Genomic DNA, 18,878 nt, shown 5'->3' with positions numbered 1-18,878 from the left:
TCCCGGTACTATAAAAGGAGCGGGGGGTTACCCCCGCTCCTTCAATTATATCCTATATTTCCTCCGAAGCTCTGTAGAGCCCGGCGTACACGCCGCCCAGCTCCATCAGCTCCTCGTGGGTCCCCTGTTCACAAACCCCGTTTTCGTCCAGCACCACTATGCGCCCGGCATTGCGCACCGTAGAAAGCCTGTGGGCAATGACCAGCGTGGTTCTCTGTCCGGCTATGCGCTCCAGGCTCTGCTGGATAGCTTTCTCGCTGTGGTTATCAAGGGCGCTGGTGGCCTCGTCCAGTATGAGCACCGGCGGATCCTTAAGGAACACCCTGGCTATGGACAGGCGCTGCTGCTGGCCGCCGGACAGCCTTACCCCGTGGGGGCCAATGTCCGCGTCATATCCGCCGGGCAGCTCGCGGATGAACCCGTCGGCCCCGGCAAGCTTTGCGGCCTCTATTATCTCCTTCCGCCCGGCGCCGGGACGGCCGTAGGCTATGTTCTCCGCTATGGTGCCGGTAAAAAGGTACACGTCCTGCTGTACTACTCCAATACTCCTGCGCAGGACTTCAACAGGTATGTCCCGCACGTCTTTGCCGTCCAGGAGCACAGCGCCCTCCCTTGGCTCGTAGAACCTTGGGAGCAGTGCGCAGAGAGTGGTCTTCCCCACCCCCGAAGCGCCTACCAGGGCCACATATTCCCCGGCCCTGACGGTCAGGTTCAGGTCCCGGAAGACCTCCTCCCCCTGGCCGTAGCGGAAACTTACGCCGCGAAACTCCAGGTCTCCTCTTACGCTTGCAGGGGCCTGCGCCTCCGGCTTATCTTTTACGGCAGGCGGCGTGTCCATAAGCTCCCGGTAGCGCCGGAAGCTGGTGCGGCCCTCCTGGAGCAGACGGCTGGTGTTTACAAGGCTCTGTACCGGCCCGGTGAAATACCCGGTATACAAGAGGAACAGCAGCAAGTCGGAGATCGCCATGCTTCCCCGCAGGAGAGCAAGCCCCCCCAAACACCACTACCGCTATTGGTATCGCCGCCGCGAAAACCTCCATGCCGGTATACAGCCGGCTCTCGCTCTGATATCCCGCCCGGCGGTCCTCCAGGAACCGTCGGTTCAGCCTTGAAAATTTCTCCTTCTCGATCCTCTCGCCCGCGAAGGACTGTACCACCCGGATACCCGAAAGAGAATCCTCGGCCTGAGAATTTATGTGGCCCATGCTCTCCCGGGCATTTGTCATGGCTATGTTCATCTTTTTGTTAAAATGTATGGTGAACAGCGTCATAAACGGCAGGAAAGCCAATATGATACAGGCGGTCTGCCAGTGCACCGCAAGCAGTATCAGCGCCGCCCCTGCCAGCTTGACGGAATTTATCAGCAGGTCCTCGGGCACATGGTGAAAAAACTCCGCCAGAGACAGGGTGTCGTTGCTTATGCGGGACATCAGGTCCCCCACCGTATGGCTGTCATAATAGGAAAAAGGCAGCCGCTGGCAGTGGCAGAACATCCGGGCGCGCATATCGCGCTCTATCTTTGCGCCCAGATAGTGCCCCTGATAGTCATAGAAGTATGTGCACAGCGCCTGGACCGCCACCAGCGCCGCCAGCGCCAGCCCAGCCCGGAGCACAAGGGAAAAGTCCCCCGCGTCCAGCAGCGTGTCGGCTATGTAACGCACCCCCAGCGGTACGGCCAGCGCTATGCCGGCCGCCGCCAGGGAGCAGATAAGGTCTGCGGCGAAAAGGCCGCGATAGGGCCTGTAAAAGGAGAGCAGCAGTTTTAAATTTTTCTTGTTCAATGAAGATTCCTCCTGAGTTTGCGGGAGGAAGACTTAGAGCTTTATAACCCTCCCGATGATGAGTACGGTTCCAGCTTTGCAGACTTTCATATCTTACCCTTCCTTTCCAAATTATAATAATCCCTGAGGGTTTCCCGATGATTGTACCATATGCGGGCGCAGGGTGTCAAGGCCGGAAAATCCTGATATTCCCGTTGAAAATTCTTGCAATTTTGACGTTTTTACTGTATAGTAGATACATTAAAAAACTTGCAAAAAGGAGGGCCCAAAGGATAATGAAAGTCTATAAGCAGTTTTTGGCCTCGTATCTGTGCGTTTGTCTTGTGCCGCTGCTGCTCTCCTTTTTCACCATCGGGCAGCTTGAGAGCCGGGTGCAGGCCTCCATAATGGCGGACCAGGAGAGCTCCATGCAGTCCGTGGGCCAGGAGATCGACCAGACCCTGGGTCACGCGGCGAACCTGGTGTCAATATTCTCCGAGGACGCCCTGGCCTCACGCCTTTCCCAAAAGGAGGCCATAACCCCTCAGGAGCTCTTCAGCCTTTGCGACCTCAGCGAGTCCCTTTCCCGGGCCATCGGCCAGAACGCCGCCTTTTTCCGGGGGTTCTGCTACTTTGCCAACAGCGGCTTCCTTGTGACCGACCGGCGCACCTACCACCCGGAGTCGGCGGAGCTGTTCTCCTGGGACTTACAGCTGCCCTGGAGCAGCTTTTATTCCCTTTTGGACAGCAGCAGCACATCAGAGCATATCACCACCGTGTATAAAAACGGCGGCGGCGGATGGATAATGGTGCTTCGCAGCCAGTACGACTCCGGCCGCCGGGAGCTTCTGTCCTGTGTGGGGATAGTCATACAGCTGGACAAGAGCCTCTCCCGCTGGAACTCCGAGGACTTCGAGGCCTTTGTCACCGACGAGGCCTATAAGTTCATCTGCGGCGGCGAGCGGGCTCCCGAGGCCTGCGGGCTCATGGCCCGGAGCGAGGACAGCTCCGGCGAGATGGACCTTGAGGGCCAGCGGTATGTATACTCCCAGTACCAGTCCGGCCTCAGCGGCGTGCGCTATGGCTTTCTCACCCGTCGGGACGCATACTATCAGGAGCTGCGCATAGTCTGGACGGATATAATCCTTGAGATAGCCGTCATACTGGTGGTCAGCGTCCTGCTGGCCGTGCTGTGGAGCAGGCGCACCTACCGGCCCATAAAGAGCCTCCTCCCCTATGTGGGGACCGACGGCCCGAAGCCGGGATACCGCTCCATCTCAGAGCTGGACTCCGCCCTTGTGAGCTTTGCCCAGGAAAAGGAGAGCCTTGCCACTCAGGTGGTTCAGTCGGAGCTCAGCCAGTATTTGCAGGGGCTCTCCGACAGCCCCTCGGCCCTTTCCCAGTTTTTGGAGGAGGGCCAGCCATACCAGCTGCTGGCCTTTGTCCCGGCCGCGGATTCGGACATAACCGAGGTCCTGCTCCAGCGGCTTAGGGAGGGCCTTGACAACATACTTTTGGATAAGAACGGCGGGGTAAGCCTACAGCTCAGGTCCTGTGCGGCGGTACTGGTGCAGAAGGAGCTGAGCTATGACGAAGCCGCCGAGGTACATTTTGCCGCCGAGCGCTCCCTCTCAATTCCCCTTTGCTGCTACATAAGCGGGACCCACACCCGCCTTGAGGACGCGCCTGTGGCCTGGTCGGCAGTCTATAGGACCCTGTGCCACGACAGCTTCTGGGGTCTTCAGCGCAGGCGCGGCGTCTGGCCCGCCAAAGGCCCCTCTGAGGACGGAGGCGCACAGTCCTATAAGAACTTCTTATCACACCAGCGGGCCCTCACCGAGTGCCTCTCCGCCAAAAAGGAGCGGCGCGCCGCCGGGGGCCTCAATAAGATACTGAAGGAAGACCTGTCGGACAGGGACCTGCCCGTGGAGAATATCCGCCGGCGCTATGCCGACGTGGTGGAGCTGCTGCTGCCCTATGTACCCGAGGAGAGGGCTAAGTCCGCCATGGGCCGCTTTAGGCAGTGCCGGGGAGCGGCGGAGCTGGAGCAGGAGCTTCTGTCCCTGTTCGGGGCGGTGTTCTGGGGACCGGGACCCGACCAGGTAAAGCAGGAGCTGACAAAAAATGTCCGGGAGTTCATCCGGGAGAATTTTACAGATCAGTCTTTAAACGCCAGCATGATAGCCGGATATCTCAATATGAACCTCTCCACCCTCAGCCACCAGTATAAGGCCGCCGCCGGCTGTGGGCTTCTGGACGAGCTGCACAAGGTAAGGCTTGAGAACGCCAAGACGCTGCTCTCAGAGGGGGCCAGCGTCCGGGAGGCCGCGGAGCGCTCCGGCTATGCGGACCAGAGGGCGCTTATCCGGGCCTTCAAGCGATATGAAGGCATTACGCCCGGGCAGTATGCCAAGGGCGGGTCTCAATAGCCGGCATTTTTGAAACCTTCCGGTCACGATTATGCATATCAGCTCTTCACTTGGGGCCAAGAGGGCGAGCTTTTAAAGGTCGGGTTTTATGGAGCGGCAGTAAAATGCCGTTCCATTTTTTGCGCAAAAAGAGCTTATATTCCACAAAAAACGGCACACCGGCAAAATTAGTACCAGATTTTGCGTCCCCGCTCATATAAAATTCTGGCGCTTTACACCTTTGAAACAGTTTGTTAATATATATGTAAATATTCCCGCCCGGCATTATTACTGCAAGTTTTTCCCGCTACGCAGTCAGGGCGGCAGGAAAGGAACGATGTTATGAGAAACTCTGCGCCAGCGCTGGAAGCAGCGCCACGCCGGCCGCGAAAATTCACGTGGCTGAACATTAAAAAGGATTTCATAAAGAACTGGCCGCTGTTCATTATGGTCCTGCCCGCCATTGCCTTTTATATCATCTTCCACTACATCCCAATGGGCGGCCTTCTTATGGCTTTCGAGAACTATAAGCCGAAGCTGGGATTCTTCGGGTCCCCCTTTGTGGGCCTTAAGAACTTCGCGGACTTCTTCGGCTCCGCCTACAGCTGGCGGGTCATCCGCAACACCATCGTCCTAAGCCTTTTGCAGATAGGCATAGAGTTTCCCTTGACTATTCTCTTTGCCCTGCTTTTAAACGAGCTTCGCAGCAAGCGCTACCGCAAGACCATACAGACGGTCTCCTATATGCCCTACTTCATCTCCATGGTGGTGGTGGCCGGTATCATTATCGACTTCTGCTCCACCGAGGGGGCCATTACGGCCATAGTGGGGGCCGTTACCGGGAATTATGACAACCTCTTGGGCAGCCCGGACAACTGGCGGACCATCTATGTAGTGTCGGACCTCTGGAAAAATCTAGGCTTTGACTCCATCATATATGTGGCGGCGCTGTCAAGCATAGACCAGACCCTCTATGAGGCCGCCGAGATAGACGGGGCCAACCGCTTCCAGCGGATACTGCGGGTGACTATCCCGGGCATTATCGACACCATCATGATAATGCTGATACTGCGGGTAGGCCAGATGCTCTCCGTGGGCTATGAGAAGACCATACTGCTCTATAACCCCCAGGTGTACGAAACGGCGGACATTCTCTCAAGCTTTGTGTACCGCAAGGGCCTGCAGGAGGCCAACTACGGCTATTCCACCGCTGTGTCCCTTTTTAACTCTGTCATAAACTTCGTGCTGCTGATATTCGCCAACACCTTCAGCAAGAAGTACACTGAATCCGGTCTGTTCTAAGAAAAATCACGAAAGGAGAACTCCCAAATGGCAATGGTAAGAAACAGATCAGTGGGAAGCAGGATATTCAACGGTATAAATGTCGTATTCTTCGCGCTGGTCATCGTCGTGTGCATACTTCCCGTGTGGCACGTCATATGCGCGTCCTTCTCCGACGCTGGCTGGGTCATGAACCAGACGGGCCTTATCTGGAGGATAGAAAAGTTTAACGTAAACGGCTATAAGCTGGTCTTCGCCGACAGCAGGATATGGACCGGCTATCTCAACACCCTTATCTATGTGTTCGGCACCACCGCCCTTGGAATGTTCCTGACGGTCATGGCGGCCTATGCTCTGTCCCGCAAGGACTTCCTCTGGGCCAGCCCCATCATGTTCCTGATATCCTTTACAATGCTGTTTTCCGGCGGCATAGTGCCCCTTTACATCCTGGTGACCCAGAACCTGGGGCTGTTTGACAACCGCCTGGCCCTGATACTGCCAGGCTGCATGAGCGCCTTCTACCTGATACTGGTGCGCACGGCTTTGCAAAACGTGCCCGACAGCCTTGAGGAGTCTGCCATGCTGGACGGCGCGGGAAGATTTACTATACTGTTCCAGATAATGCTGCCCCTTATAAAGGCCACAATGGCCACGGTGATACTCTACTACATAATCGGCAACTGGAATTCATGGTTTTCCGCAATGATATACCTGCGCTCAAAAGACAAGTACCCCTTGCAGCTGGTGCTCAAGGAGATACTTGTCACCACCAGCAACAGCAACACCAATGTGGATATAAGCGTTTTAGGCTCCGGGGACTCCGCCGACGCGATACTCTATAAGCAGCTGGTAAAATACTGCACCATCGTGGTGTCCACCGTGCCCATGTTCATCTTCTACCCCTTCGTTCAAAAATACTTTGAGTCCGGCGTTATGATAGGCGCTATCAAGGGGTAAAGCCCAAAAGCTGCATACAGCGCCAAAGCTTTATAAGAGACGGCGCTTTTGCATACATAAATCTGTTTAGGAGGAAACCAAAATGAAAAGCTTAAAAAAGACTATTGCTGTTCTTCTGTGCCTTGCGATGGTGCTGTCCCTGGCCGCCTGCGGCGGGGAATCCGGCTCCAGCACGGCCGGCAATAGCAGCAGCGAGAGCTCCGAGAGCACCGGCTCCACCGAGGGCGAGAGCAGTTCCGAGGCCGAGGGCGGCGACACCGCCGCCAGCGATTTCCAGCTGCCCATCGTCACAGAGCCCACAGAGCTGGATTATTTCGTGTCCGCCAGCACCAACGCCGCCATAGTCACCACCGACTATAACGACAACGAGTTCTATCAGGAGATGGAGCGCCGCACCGGCGTGCATCTCAACTTCGAGATGGTCTCTTCCGCCGACTATCAGACCAACTTCAACCTGATGATAGCCTCCGGCACACTGCCCGACCTTATCTGCTACGGCGCGTCCTACTACTCCGAGGGCGTTGACGCGGCCATTGACGACGGCTACTTCATGGATCTTACCGACAAGGTGGACGAGTATATGCCCAACTATCAGAAGATCCGTATGTCCGATATCAACTACCAGCTGCTGTCCACCACCGACTCCGGCCGCCTGGGCGCGGTGTATGAGCTGCGCCAGCAGAAGCAGGGTCCCTGGCTGGGCCTGTGGATCCGCCAGGACTGGCTGGACGATTTAAAGCTGGAGACCCCCGAGACCTACGACCAGTGGCATGACGTGTTAAAGGCCTTCAAGGACGAGAAGGGCGCTACCGCTCCCCTCATCCTGAACTTCTCCGGCAGCGACGGCGAGTTCGGCATGATGTCCGCCGGTTTGGGCGTGCTCAACGGCTGGCAGCTGACTCCCGAAGGCAAGGTCACCTACGGCCCCTATAACGAAGCCTGGAAGGAATACGTGACCATCATGCACCAGTGGTATCAGGAGGGCCTTATCGACCCCGACTTCATGTCCACCGACGAGCGCACCGCCGACATGGCCACCGTTGTCACCGGCAAGACCGGCGCTATCCCCGCCGTGTACACCATGCCCGCAGTTTATGAGAGCTCCTCCGAGGACAAGAACATGAACTGGGCCCCCATCAATCCCCCTGTGAAGAACGCGGGCGACGAGCTGCATATCCGCCTTCGTGACTCCTACACCTCCGGCAACACCGCCATCTCCGCCGACTGCGAGAACTGGGAGGTGGCCATGAAGTGGCTGGACTACCTGTTCACCGAGGAGGGCGCTCTGCTTGCCAACTACGGCGTTGAGGGCGACACCTTCACCTTCGAGGGCGACAAGCCCGTCTACACCGAGAAGATCACCAACAATGAGAACGGCTGGACCCTGGCCCAGACCATGGACAGCTATCTGTGCCCCTCCGCCGGCGTTGCCAACTGGTCCGACTGGACCCGTGAGCTGGGCGGCGTGCCCGAGAAGGACCAGACCTGCTACACCGTCTGGACCACCAACGCCAAGGACGACTGGCGTCTGCCCACCGTCACCCTGACTCAGGAGGAGTCCACCGAGCGCGCGGCACTGTATGCCGACATGAGCACCTGCGTCAAGGAGAACACCGCCAAGTTCATCAGCGGCGCTCTGGATATCGAGGAGAACTGGGATTCCTTCATCTCTGAGCTGGAGCAGCACGGCGTGGCCCGGGCCATCGAGATAACCCAGGCCGCCTATGACAGGTATCAGGCCCGTAAGTAAGTTACGATAAAAACTGAGGACCCGCGCCAAAAGCGCGGGTCCTTTTCTTATTCTCTCAGTTCTTTATGAGCCGCACCACGCCGTTTATACCCGAGGGGCATGTGGGCTTTTCCGCCCTGCCCGGTATCATCTGGGGCTGGTCGTCTCTTGCGGCCATCTCCCTCTCAAGAGTGGTGGCAACCTCAATGCGGACTAAGTTCTCCCCCTCCCTTACTTTCGGGGCAATATCATAGATAAAGGGCGGCGCTATCTGTATGCCGAGGCTTTCTCCGTTTATGAACAGCTCCACACCCTCATGCGCGTCCGTTATCTCCAGGACCAGCTGCTCCCCTGCCCGGCTCTCAAAGCCGTTCTCATACCGCACAAAGCCCGAGAACTCCGGCTGCTCCCCGGCCAAGTCGTCCGGCAGGGCCACCTCCTTTTCTCCCTCAAAGCTCGGATAGGCAAGGCTCTGGCAGGTGCTGCGCCTCCAGGCCTTGGCAAAGTGTATCTCCGTGCCCTCTGTGCTGACCCTTGGCGGGGCGCCTGCGGGCGCGTCCACGCTGTCAAGGATAATAAGCGTACTCTTTAAGGGTACAAGCTCGGCCTTTACAGTAAGCCTGTCCCCCGCCCGCTCACATTCCATGGGGCGAATCACGTTCTCCCACGCGTCGTACTCATAGGCGTTCCTGCTGTCAGAAAGGCTCACACTGCCAAAATAGGGCTTATCCCCCTCATTTACCAGCATAAGCGCCGCCGAGCCGTCCGTGTGCTCATAGTGGTAAATTCTTACCCGGTCATTGGCGGGCTCTATTTCCACCTCCCTAAGACCCCGGCTTTCAAGCTCAGGTACAAGCTCTGCCAGACTCTCTCCAATGTACACCGGCACCCCGGCGGCCCTAAGCTCCTCTATGGCCCCCTCCAGGCCCTCGGGCAGGAAGCGGGCCCGGGGTATTATCAGCGCCCGGTACTCCTGGGTGTTGACCTTTAGCGTCCCGCCGCTTATCTCCGTGCGGTACGCGTCCCTTTCTGTGAACACGTCCGCCGGGATAATGTCATAGTCTATCTGGCGGTCGTAAAGAGCCCGGCCCACCGCGTCGCTGGGCTCTGCCTCCCCCCTCCAGCCGGAATCCCCATGGTACAGCACGGCCACTGGGGCTATGTGCCGCCCGCCGCTTATGAGCTCGCAGACCCGGTTCGAGTAGGCCATCAGGGCCCCGAAGTGCCGGTACTGGGGGTTATGGCCCTGGGCGTAGAAGTGGGGCGGGCAGTCCGGGTCCGGGAACTCCTTGGGGCTGAAGGCGTGGGGCACAAAGTGGTTCACGCCCCGGACCATGAAGTGGTCCAGAAGGTACTTCTCAAGGCGCACCCCCTCCCTCCAGCCGTAGGCACCGAATATCTCGCACATGGAGTTGCCCTGCTTTTCCGGCTCTATGGCCGCGGCGGAGCTGGCAAGCTTGCCCAGGCCGTAGTGGTAGAAGGTACCGTCACGCTGCTGGAACACCCCCCTGTCGTAGCTTACGTCCTCCCATTGGGGCATAACCTGTCCGCCGATATCGTCTATCCCCGCCATGTCCTGGCCCGCAAGTCCCCGGAAGTAGTGGCCCAGGGAGGAGCCGGTGCGGTTGTGGTGGTTATTGTCCTCGATAAGGTGGCCGATGTACTTTACCCCATGCTCACGGCACCAGTCCCCTAGCTGGCAGGAGAAGCACTCCTTCACAAGCTTAGAAACCTCGTCCATGTACGCATAGCGCACCCTAGCGGTTATGTCCTGCTCCCCTCCCTTTTCCCAGAGCAGGGCCAGCTTACAGGCGAAGTCCCCGCCCAGCCGGGCACGGAGCCTGTTTTCAAGCTCCCGGCTCCAGGGGTAGTCCATGGACTCCGAGCAGCCCAGTTCGTTGTGGAAGTCGTAGAGCACGCCGTCCCCAAGCTCCGGCTCGTCGGAGAAAAAGCCCGCTATTGCGCCGCCGAAGCGGTCCTTATAACGCTGCCAGTGGGGCTCGTACACCGCGTCGATAAGCACCCGGCAGCTTTCCTTGTCCATCATGTTTATGTAGTCCCTATGGGCCCCCCTGTTGCGGGTTAGCTGCAATAGGTATACCCTCCACTCACCCTCCGGAGCGGTCCAGTCGAGGCCCTTTTCTGTGACAAGGCCCTCCAGGTTTATCCCATTATTAAAGCCCTCTGGGCTATCCAGGCGCACGGCGTACGCCCCCAGCAGCCTGTCGTCGGTATACACAGGCCCCTCTGCGGGTGGCATGAACATCTTGGCCCTCTCCCCTTCGCCATAGGGCCGGGCAGTGCGCAGCTCCTCCTTGGGTATATTAACGCTCCCGTCCAAGCACGGGGCGTACCGGCGGCAGGTGACGTACCAGCGCTGCAAACCGGCGGGCTTATCCTTCATTGCCCCGTTGGCGTACCCTGTGGGGAAATGGCTGTCATCCAGTATCCAGATCCTCATGTGAAGCTTTTCCGCCTCGTCCAGTATGGTGTCCATATCCGCCCACCACTTTGGCCCGCAGAAGTCCGGGTGGGGCCGGCTCTCCACGCAGACCGCGCCGATGTTCGCCCCGTGTATCACCCGCATATAGTGTCTGAGGGTCCCCTCGTCCTCGCCGTGCTGCCAGAAGAAGGGAAGGATATAGTTTTCGCCCTTCCCCTCAAGCAAGCGGCGTATTTTCTCGCTCATACACTGACGCTCCTTTACAAAAATTTTCCTATTCTTCGTTATAAGTATATATAAAATACACTTGACTGTCAATGGTTACAAGGGCCAATTTTTCGATTTTTGCAATGGACATGATTCCCACATTGTGATATAATGTAATAAAACTACTTACAACAGGAGGATTATGTATGGAGAATCAGCTTGAGTGGCAGGAAGAGTATAATATAGGCGTAGAGGAGATAGATAAGGAGCACAGGCGGCTTTTCAAGATAATAAATAAGCTTATGACCGCCTCCTCGGAAAACGGCGACAACTATCAGCGCACCTGCCAGGAGGGCATAAAGTTCTTTCGGGGCCACACCCTGAAGCACTTCGCGGACGAGGAGCTCTATATGGCGACGATGGGCTATGAGGGCCTTGAGCGGCACAAAAAGATACACAAGGGCTTTAGAGAGGACACCCTCCCCGCCCTGGAGCAGGAGCTGGAGCAGGACGGCTACTCTCAGGAGGCCATAGAGCACTTCCTGGGTGTGTGCACCGGCTGGCTTATAGGCCATACCCTCACCGAGGACCAGGCCATTGCCGGAAAACACATAAGCAAGTGGGAGGAACTTCTGCCCGAAAGCGAGCTTGAGGCTCTTAAAAAGGTCATAATCCAGCTGGTCTTCGACCTGTTCCACCTGGAGTCAAAGGTGGTCAGCGATACCTATGGCGGCGAGAAATTCGGCCGCGGCGTGTACTACAGGCTGGTATACGGCTCGAAGGGCGAGGACGTCCGCCAGGAGGTGCTGATGGTCTTTGAGGAGAAGCTGCTGGTAAACACCGTGGGGAAAATACTGGGAATACAGACAGACCGCATGGACAGTATGCTGGTCCACGCCGCTCGGTACACCGCCCGGCAGTTTGTGGGCAAGGTTATGGAGTTTATCGAAACCGGCAAAAATCTTGAATTAAAAGAGGAGAATCTCCTGTCCTTCGAGCAGTTCGGGGAGATATTCGACCGGGAGAAGCCCCAGGTAAGCCTGCTCTTTAACACCGGCGGCGCTGGGTATTTCGCCTACTGCGCCATCGCGCCACACCTTTTGGACGCCTCGGTGCTGACGCCACTGGAGAGCGAAAACGCCATGAAGGAGGTCGAAAAGTACCTTAACGAACGCAGCGCGCAGGAGCGGTATGAGGAAGCACACCAGCACAAGAAGATACTGGTGGTGGACGACTCGGCCACCATACGCCAGGGCATGAAGTCCCTTTTGGAGCCGGATTATGAGATACTGCTGGCCGATTCCGGCGCGGCGGCCTTCAGGGCCATCTCTTTAAACCAGCCGGACCTTGTGCTGCTGGACTATGAGATGCCCGTCTGCGACGGGGCCCAGACCCTTGAGATGCTGCGCACGGTGCCGGAGTTTGAGAAGGTGCCTGTCATCTTCCTCACCGGCCGCCGCGACCCCCAGAGCATGATAAAGGTCATGCCCCTGAACCCCTCGGGGTATCTGCTGAAGACACTGAAGCCGGAGGAGATAAAGAAAGAGGTTGACGGGTTTTTTGCGGAAAAGGAGAAATAAAAGCCATGTATGAGTCAAAATTTTTCAAAGCCCGCAAGATATATGATAACGTTACCCTTATCACAGGCCTTGGTGGCGAGCAGGCCTTTCTCCTTGAGGGCAGTGAAAAGGCCCTTCTTATAGACGGCCTGTCCGGCGTTGGAAGCCTTAAGGCCTTTGTCCGGGAGCTTACCGAGCTGCCGGTGACTCTTGTGAACACCCATGGCCACGTGGACCATATCGGCGCGGATTTTGAGTATAAAGAGGTGTACCTGGCCCCTGATGACATCTGGCTTATGTACGCACACAGCGATATGGAAATGCGCCTGGGCTTTGCCAAAAGCGGGGCCATGTTCGCGCCTTTGCCCACGGAACCGAAGCTTTCCGACGTAACCGTTCCGGGGCCGGTAAAGACCCTGCCCATAAAGGACGGCGATATCTTTGACTTGGGCGGCGTGAAGCTGGAGGCCATAGCCGTGCCCGGCCACACCCGGGGCACGGTGGTGTTCCTGGACAGAGACCGGCGGGTGGTGTACTCCGGGGACGCGTGCAACCGCAACACCCTGGTGTACGGCGAGGAGTCCGCCTCCATTGAGGAATTCAAAGAGAGCCTTCTGCGCTTCAAGAAGTTCCAGCCCGCCTTTGACGGGCTCTGGGGCGGCCATGGCGGGGCCCTGGAGCAGCCGGAGATAATCGACAGCGCCATTACCCTTTGCGACGAGATAATGGCGGGGACCGATGACGCGGTGGAGGCGGTCGGGTTTACCGGGAAGGCTTGCTGGTATGCCAAGGAGAAGGACCAGTATTACCGGCGGCTTGATGGGGGGACGGCTAATATCGCATACTCCAAGGAGCGGATTTGGAGGAAGGACATACAGTAAAACACGAGCCGTGGCCTTGCTGCCACGGCTATTTTTTTGAGTATTTTTTGGCCCGACTTGGCCAAAGGCCAACGTCGTCGGCAACAGGTCGTGGGGCTTTGCCCCACACCCCACCAGGGGCCTAGACGCACAAGAGTTTGCTTTGCAAACACTTCGACACGCGTCCTTACATGCCCACCAGGCCCTTCAGCCAGTTGGCCAGCCCGTCCGCGCCGTACACCGCCAGCATTATCAACACCAGGAACGCCAGCACCGACAGCACCTCGCCCACTATCCGCTTCATTCCGGGCCTATCGTCCCCGCCCTCCTCGGGCTCCCGCTCACTCTCGACCTCCCGCATCGCCCGAGCCGCTGTCTCCTCCGCCCTGTCCACCGTCTCATAGGGCACAAATATGTTCTGGTCCGTGGGCGAAGTCTCGCTGTCAAAGTTAAAATAGGCGCTCCCTGCGTTTTCAAGCCTGCACTGTATGCCCGCACCCATAAGGGCCTCGTTTATCCTCCCGGCGGCATACATATCCGCCTTGCAGAGGAATACCATGTCCCCCTCCCCCGCCGGACGCAGCTTTCTGCTCTTGCAGTTTGGGCACTTTACAGGGCCGTCCTCCGAGAGATGGCGGCATTTCATACAATACTGCATAGCTCCCCCCTATATCAGCTCCTGGCCGTTTATGGCCAGCTTGAACCTGAGCCCCAGCTTTTCCGCCGCCTTCCGGCAGAGTATCATCCGGGCCATAAATATCTCGAAGTATTCCATCACCGAGCTGAAAGCCGGGTCCACCTCCAGCTTCAGCCAAATGTCCCCGCTCTTCTTGTCTATCACCGTCTCCGACTTTGTGACGGAGTAGTTCACCCGGTCGTGTATGTCAAACCCGTGGGGGGCCTTACTGCGCACCCGGGTGCGGCGCACGTCGGACTTGTCGGCGATTATCAGGGCCGCGGCCTCCGGGCTTACCGGCACGCCGGTGCCCTCGTCGTGGTTGCCGATGGCTGTGGCGATAAGGGCAATCTCCTCTGGGGGAAAGCCCATATTGTCCAGGAGCCGGAAGGCCATCACCGCGCCGCTCTGGCTGTGGTCAACACGGTTCACAAGGTTGCCGATATCGTGCAGGTATCCGGCTATCCGCGTCAGCTCCACCTGACGCGGAGGATACCCCAGCTCTGCGAGAATATCCCCGGCTACCGCCGCCACCCGGCCCACGTGGGCAAAGCTGTGTTCAGTAAAGCCCAGGGCCGCCATTGACGCGTCCGCCTGTGCGATATAGGTCTTTATGGCCGGGTCCCGCTTTATCTCGTCGTAAGTCACCATTTTCTTCTCCCAAATGTTTTCTTTTAGTCTACCATATTCCCCGGGAATTATCAAGCTATAAGACCGTGTATGGCACATATCACCAGAAGATGTGCCGGATAGAATATATACCCGAAGTATTTCGGCAGCCGCGGTCCCCGCTTGCCGTTATAGAACCAGATGGGCACGGCGGCAAGTATGGCCCATATCTGGAAAAGGCTCCAGTTTTGCAGGCAGTACAGTATGGTAAGGGCTATAAGGCACGCCGCCGCCAGCAGCCGGTCCTTTCGGAAGATATAAAAGCATATTCCCATCAGTATACCGTACACGCCGTACATAGTCCCCATCAGGCCCGCAAGCACCAGGCACAAGCCAGTAAGGACAAAGAAGAGCTTGTTTTTCTCAAGGGCCGCCTGTATACTCCACACGGCGATGAAGATAAGCATAAGCTCGAAGAACACGTTGTTCCAAAGGGGCTCTCCCCAGATATGCAGCCACCAGCGGCCACCTCTTGAGAATATCTTATAAGGTATCTCCGATATGGCCGCGAACAGGGTAAGCCGTCCCAGATACCGCCACCGGCCCTTAGTATGTATGAAGCCCTCCACCAGCATAAAGGCGAACAGGGGAAAGCTTATCCGCCCTATTATCCGAAGGGGCTCCACACCGGGGAAAAGCCGGTAGCCGATATGGTCAATCAGCATGGTGACAAGGGCGATAATTTGCAGCGCGGCAGAGGACATAACAAAACACTCCTTTTTTCGTATTATATCTTCTCTTTTTTGGCTTGTCAACTGTCGGAATATGTTGTATTATTATATAAAACCATGTAAAAGGGGATTGATACCTGATGGATACCCAGGAACTGGCCATAAAAGCCGTACACGCCCTGAAAGAGGAATATCCCGACGCGCTGTGCTCGCTGGACTATGAGGACCCGCTGCAGCTGCTTATCTCCGTAAGATTAGCGGCCCAATGCACGGACGCCAGGGTGAACCTGGTAACCCCGGCCCTGTTTGAGCGGTTTCCCACCCTTGAGGCCTTCTGTGACGGCACCGAGGAGGAGATAGGGGAGCTTATACACTCCTGCGGGTTCTTTAGAGCCAAGGCCCGGGATATTCTCGGGGCCTGCCGGAAGATAAGGGACGAGTTCGGCGGGCGGGTGCCGGACAATATGGAGGACCTTCTCAGCCTGCCCGGCGTGGGCAGAAAGACCGCAAACCTTATCCTGGGCGACGTGTACCATAAGCCCGCCGTGGTCACCGACACCCACTGCATACGCATCTCCGGGCGGTTGGGGCTCACAAAGAACAAGGCCCCTGAGAAGGTAGAGCGGGACCTGCGGGCGGTGCTGCCCCCGGAGGAGTCCAATAATTTCTGCCACAGGCTGGTGCTCCACGGCCGGGCGGTGTGCATTGCACGCAAGGCCCTGTGCGAGAAGTGCTGCATGAAGGAGTTTTGCAGGAGGGTGGGGGTGGAGTAAATGGGCGATAACAGAGACGCTTGGGCGGAAAACCAGAGCGGGCTCTCACAGTTTTTCCGGGAGCACCCGGAGGTTGTCAGGACCCTGGACGAAGCTGATAATATGAGCCTTAACGGCGCGGACCTGGCCTGCAAGTCGGCGCTCTATAAGGAGCGGGGGCTTCTTCGGGAGGCGGCGGAGCTGTTCCGGCTTGCCTGGCGGAAATGCTACCCGGCGGATTATGTACGCGAATTCGAGAGCCATCTGGACTTTATCGCCAAAGAGCTGGCGGGCTGCCCCGGCCGGGTGGTGGACATCGCCAGCGGGCGGGGTATGCTGGTGGAACGGCTGCTCTGTGGGCTAAACACGAAAGTGACCGCCACTGACGTCTCCGAAAGCGTCCTTGAGGACCACCTGGGGTGCAGGTTCCCGGGACAGATCAAAAGCGGGCAGCTGAAGCTTACCGCCTGCGACGCAAAGGCGCTTCCCTTCCCCGACGGCTCCGTTGCCGCTGTCACCACCTGTCTGGGGCTTCAGAACATTCCCGGGCCGGAGCGGGTGATCAGGGAGCTGCGGCGGGTGTGCAGTGGAAAGCTCTATGCCCTTTGCGAATTCTTCCCCGAGGACGACCGGGAGAACCAGGAGGCCGCAAAGGCCCTGGGCCTTGAAGGGGCGTACTCTCAGGACAGGCTGGCGGAGCTCATGGAGGGCTGCGGCTGGCGGGTAAGCTGCCACGAGGGCGCACGCATTAAGCTGCCGCCCACGCCGGTGGGCGTGGTGGCGCCGGGGGCGGAGTTCGACGCGCTGCCGGTTGTGGAAACAGAAACCAGATTTGTCACGTTTATATGCGACTAGGGGGATATCATGGAACAGTTTGCCGATTTGCACGTGCACACAAATCTGTCCGACGGCAGCGATTCGGTACATGAGGTACTGGCGCTGACGGCACGGAATAACGTTGAATTTCTGTCCGTAACCGACCACAACACCGTAGCGGCGTACACTGAGGACACGTTCCGCGAAGCAGACAGGCTTGGCGTGAAGCTGATACCCGGGGTGGAGTTGGACGTTATCCATGAGGGGAAACAGTACCATATGCTGGGCTTCGGGGTTGACGTAAAGGACAGGTGTCTGCTTGACATATGCGCCCATAACGCTGATATGCAGGAGGGGTATAACCTCGACCTGCTCCGGCGCATGGAGCTGGACAGCCTTGGCGTGGCCGAGGCTGATTATAACGGGTACGAGATACCGGGCGGCCGGGGCGGCTGGAGGCTGCTGAACTATCTCATGGACATCGGACTTACCGGCTCGCTTTTAGAGGGGCTGAAGTATTACGGCCAGTACGGGTTTAAGACCAATACCATCAAGTTTATTAGCCTTAAAGAGGCCATAGAGACCGTCAGGGGTGCGGGCGGCGTGCCTATACTCGCCCATCCGGGGGAGCAGATACCCTATGACCAGTACGGCGGGGACAACGCCGGGTTCTGGTCGGAGCTTGAGGGCATTTTGCAGGCGGGCATAGAGGGCGTGGAGTGCATACACCCCCTCCACGGCTTCGGGCTCCAGCGGGAGCTTCTGGCCCTGTGCCGGGAGCGGGGGCTGTATATCTCCGGCGGAACGGACTATCATGGCAGCTTTTTCAGCAAGCAGAAGCAGGTTATCGGGGGCCAGTTTGTAAGCCTGGACTCCGTTTCAAAACTAATAAATCATATTATAGATTAAAGGAGCGTATGCAAAATGAAGTACGATTTCACCACACTTATCGACCGTTCTACCCACGGCAGCGGCAAGTGGGACGGTATGCGCGAAAAGAAGCCGGAGCTTAAATACAGCCCGGTGCCCCTCTCTGTAGCGGACATGGAGTTCAAGAATCCCCCGGAGATTGCCGAGGGACTTAAGGAGTTTATGGACACCCATATCCTGGGCTATACCGGGCCCACCAAAGAGTATTACGACGCGGTCTGCGCCTGGATGGAGCGGCGGCATAACTGGCATATCGAGCCCGATTGGATAGTGGGCACCCACGGGGTCGTGGAGGCACTGAAGGTCTCGGTGGAGGCCTACTGTAAGCCCGGGGAGGGCGTTATCACCTTCACGCCGGTGTACTATCCCTTCTACATGGCTATCGAGGGCCACGGCTGCAAAGTCGCCCGCTGCCCGCTGATATATAAGGACAACACATATATCATCGACTTCGACCTGTTTGAAAAGCTCTGCGCCGAAGAAAACAACAAAATGCTGCTCCTTTGCAGCCCCCATAACCCTGTGGGCCGGGTCTGGAGCGCGGAGGAGCTTACAAGGATATGCGATATCTGCCGGAAGCATAAGGTGCGCATTATAAGCGACGAGATACATTTCGACATCATCATGCCCGGGTTTAAGCACACCACCATACATAACGTGGCGAAGCCCTCTGACAACATTATAGTGTGCACCGCCCCCAGCAAGACCTTTAACCTCGCCACCATGCAGACCTCGAATATCATTATCCCCGATGAGGAGGACAGAAAGCGCTTTAAGGAGATACTCGGCTTTGGCGGGCCCTCGGCCCTTGGTCTTGAGGCCTGCCGCATTGCCTATACCCGCTGTGAGGAGTGGGCAAAGGAAATGGTCCAGGTCATCGACGGCAACCGTCAGGCGGCGGTGGATTTCATAGCCGAAAGACTGCCCGAGATAAAGGCCATCGAATTGCAGGGCACCTATCTCCTTTGGCTGGACTGCACGGCCCTTGGAAAGAACAAGGAGGAGCTGGAAAATATGATGGTAGAGGCCGAACTGTTCCTGGACGAGGGGTATATGTTCGGGGACGAGGGCATCGGCTTCGAGCGGGTGAATCTGGCCGTGCCCAGGGACGAGCTTATGAAGGCCCTCGAGCGGCTTGAAAAGGCTGTTAAGGGATAAAC

Annotated in this window: 17 protein-coding genes; 10 read left to right on the top strand and 7 right to left on the bottom strand. The window is 57.5% G+C overall.

The genetic code is table 11. The annotated features are described in order from the left end of the window. Positions 1-52 precede the first annotated feature (52 nt). Both ADH66_RS20870 and ADH66_RS20865 read right to left on the bottom strand, forming a co-directional pair. Positions 53-838 carry an ABC transporter ATP-binding protein gene (locus ADH66_RS20870; RefSeq protein ID WP_236757190.1) on the bottom strand — a complete coding sequence of 262 codons (786 nt, stop codon included), beginning with the start codon at positions 836-838 and terminating at the stop codon, positions 53-55. Further along, positions 810-1,781, bottom strand: a complete 972-nt coding sequence (locus ADH66_RS20865) for an ABC transporter ATP-binding protein (RefSeq protein ID WP_236757189.1) — start codon at positions 1,779-1,781, stop codon at positions 810-812. Before ADH66_RS20865 ends, ADH66_RS20870 begins: the two co-directional genes overlap by 29 nt. 275 nt (positions 1,782-2,056) lie before the next feature. Between ADH66_RS20865 and ADH66_RS05120 the strand changes: the two genes are divergently transcribed. Further along, positions 2,057-4,189, top strand: coding sequence for a helix-turn-helix transcriptional regulator (locus ADH66_RS05120; RefSeq protein ID WP_066534835.1), 2,133 nt, complete (start codon positions 2,057-2,059; stop codon positions 4,187-4,189). Positions 4,190-4,235: 46 nt separating this feature from the next. On the opposite strand, the gene ADH66_RS20575 is transcribed toward ADH66_RS05120, so the two are convergent. Continuing rightward, on the bottom strand, positions 4,236-4,385 hold the full coding sequence (locus ADH66_RS20575) for a hypothetical protein (protein WP_207653034.1): 150 nt from the start codon (positions 4,383-4,385) through the stop codon (positions 4,236-4,238). 125 nt (positions 4,386-4,510) lie between these two features. Between ADH66_RS20575 and ADH66_RS05115 the strand changes: the two genes are divergently transcribed. From ADH66_RS05115 to ADH66_RS05105, 3 genes are all read left to right on the top strand, one after another. Further along, positions 4,511-5,470: an ABC transporter permease gene (locus tag ADH66_RS05115; protein WP_066534838.1), complete on the top strand. Its 960-nt coding sequence runs from the start codon at positions 4,511-4,513 to the stop codon at positions 5,468-5,470. 27 nt (positions 5,471-5,497) lie between these two features. Further along, a complete protein-coding gene (locus ADH66_RS05110; protein WP_201448066.1) occupies positions 5,498-6,406 on the top strand; it encodes a carbohydrate ABC transporter permease in 909 nt (302 codons plus the stop codon). Between the two features lie 82 nt (positions 6,407-6,488). Then, entirely contained in the window at positions 6,489-8,156 is a 1,668-nt protein-coding gene (locus ADH66_RS05105) for an extracellular solute-binding protein (protein WP_066534841.1), read from the top strand. Between the two features lie 55 nt (positions 8,157-8,211). Here ADH66_RS05105 and ADH66_RS05100 read toward each other — a convergent pair whose 3' ends face one another. Further along, entirely contained in the window at positions 8,212-10,824 is a 2,613-nt protein-coding gene (locus ADH66_RS05100) for a glycosyl hydrolase family 2 protein (protein ID WP_066534843.1), read from the bottom strand. Between the two features lie 167 nt (positions 10,825-10,991). Between ADH66_RS05100 and ADH66_RS05095 the strand changes: the two genes are divergently transcribed. Next, positions 10,992-12,365: a hemerythrin domain-containing protein gene (locus ADH66_RS05095; protein WP_066534845.1), complete on the top strand. Its 1,374-nt coding sequence runs from the start codon at positions 10,992-10,994 to the stop codon at positions 12,363-12,365. A gap of 5 nt (positions 12,366-12,370) precedes the next feature. Continuing rightward, a complete protein-coding gene (locus tag ADH66_RS05090; RefSeq protein WP_066534850.1) occupies positions 12,371-13,225 on the top strand; it encodes an MBL fold metallo-hydrolase in 855 nt (284 codons plus the stop codon). 166 nt (positions 13,226-13,391) lie between these two features. On the opposite strand, the gene ADH66_RS05085 is transcribed toward ADH66_RS05090, so the two are convergent. From ADH66_RS05085 to ADH66_RS05075, 3 genes are read right to left on the bottom strand one after another with little or no spacing between them, the layout of a single operon-like run. Continuing rightward, positions 13,392-13,850 carry a CvpA family protein gene (locus ADH66_RS05085; RefSeq protein WP_207653033.1) on the bottom strand — a complete coding sequence of 153 codons (459 nt, stop codon included), beginning with the start codon at positions 13,848-13,850 and terminating at the stop codon, positions 13,392-13,394. 21 nt (positions 13,851-13,871) lie between these two features. Next, positions 13,872-14,531 (bottom strand): HD domain-containing protein, encoded by a 660-nt coding sequence (locus ADH66_RS05080; protein WP_066534852.1) that lies wholly within the window; start codon positions 14,529-14,531, stop codon positions 13,872-13,874. Between the two features lie 50 nt (positions 14,532-14,581). Beyond that, positions 14,582-15,253 carry a TraX family protein gene (locus ADH66_RS05075; protein WP_066534855.1) on the bottom strand — a complete coding sequence of 224 codons (672 nt, stop codon included), beginning with the start codon at positions 15,251-15,253 and terminating at the stop codon, positions 14,582-14,584. Between the two features lie 107 nt (positions 15,254-15,360). Here ADH66_RS05075 and nth point away from each other — a divergent pair, with 107 nt between their 5' ends. The 4 genes from nth to ADH66_RS05055 are packed head-to-tail and all read left to right on the top strand — an operon-like array spanning position 15,361 to position 18,876. Further along, positions 15,361-15,993: an endonuclease III gene (gene nth / locus ADH66_RS05070; RefSeq protein WP_066534857.1), complete on the top strand. Its 633-nt coding sequence runs from the start codon at positions 15,361-15,363 to the stop codon at positions 15,991-15,993. Next, positions 15,994-16,827 carry a class I SAM-dependent methyltransferase gene (locus ADH66_RS05065; protein ID WP_066534859.1) on the top strand — a complete coding sequence of 278 codons (834 nt, stop codon included), beginning with the start codon at positions 15,994-15,996 and terminating at the stop codon, positions 16,825-16,827. Between the two features lie 9 nt (positions 16,828-16,836). Beyond that, positions 16,837-17,697 carry a PHP domain-containing protein gene (locus ADH66_RS05060; RefSeq protein ID WP_066534861.1) on the top strand — a complete coding sequence of 287 codons (861 nt, stop codon included), beginning with the start codon at positions 16,837-16,839 and terminating at the stop codon, positions 17,695-17,697. A 15-nt stretch (positions 17,698-17,712) separates the two neighbouring features. Further along, positions 17,713-18,876, top strand: a complete 1,164-nt coding sequence (locus ADH66_RS05055) for a MalY/PatB family protein (protein WP_066534863.1) — start codon at positions 17,713-17,715, stop codon at positions 18,874-18,876. Positions 18,877-18,878: the final 2 nt, after the last annotated feature.

This window comes from Acutalibacter muris (assembly GCF_002201475.1).
Classification (GTDB): domain Bacteria; phylum Bacillota; class Clostridia; order Oscillospirales; family Acutalibacteraceae; genus Acutalibacter; species Acutalibacter muris.
The sequence above is the reverse complement of the archived record's forward strand: the minus strand, read 5'-3'. Positions and strand labels throughout refer to the sequence as shown.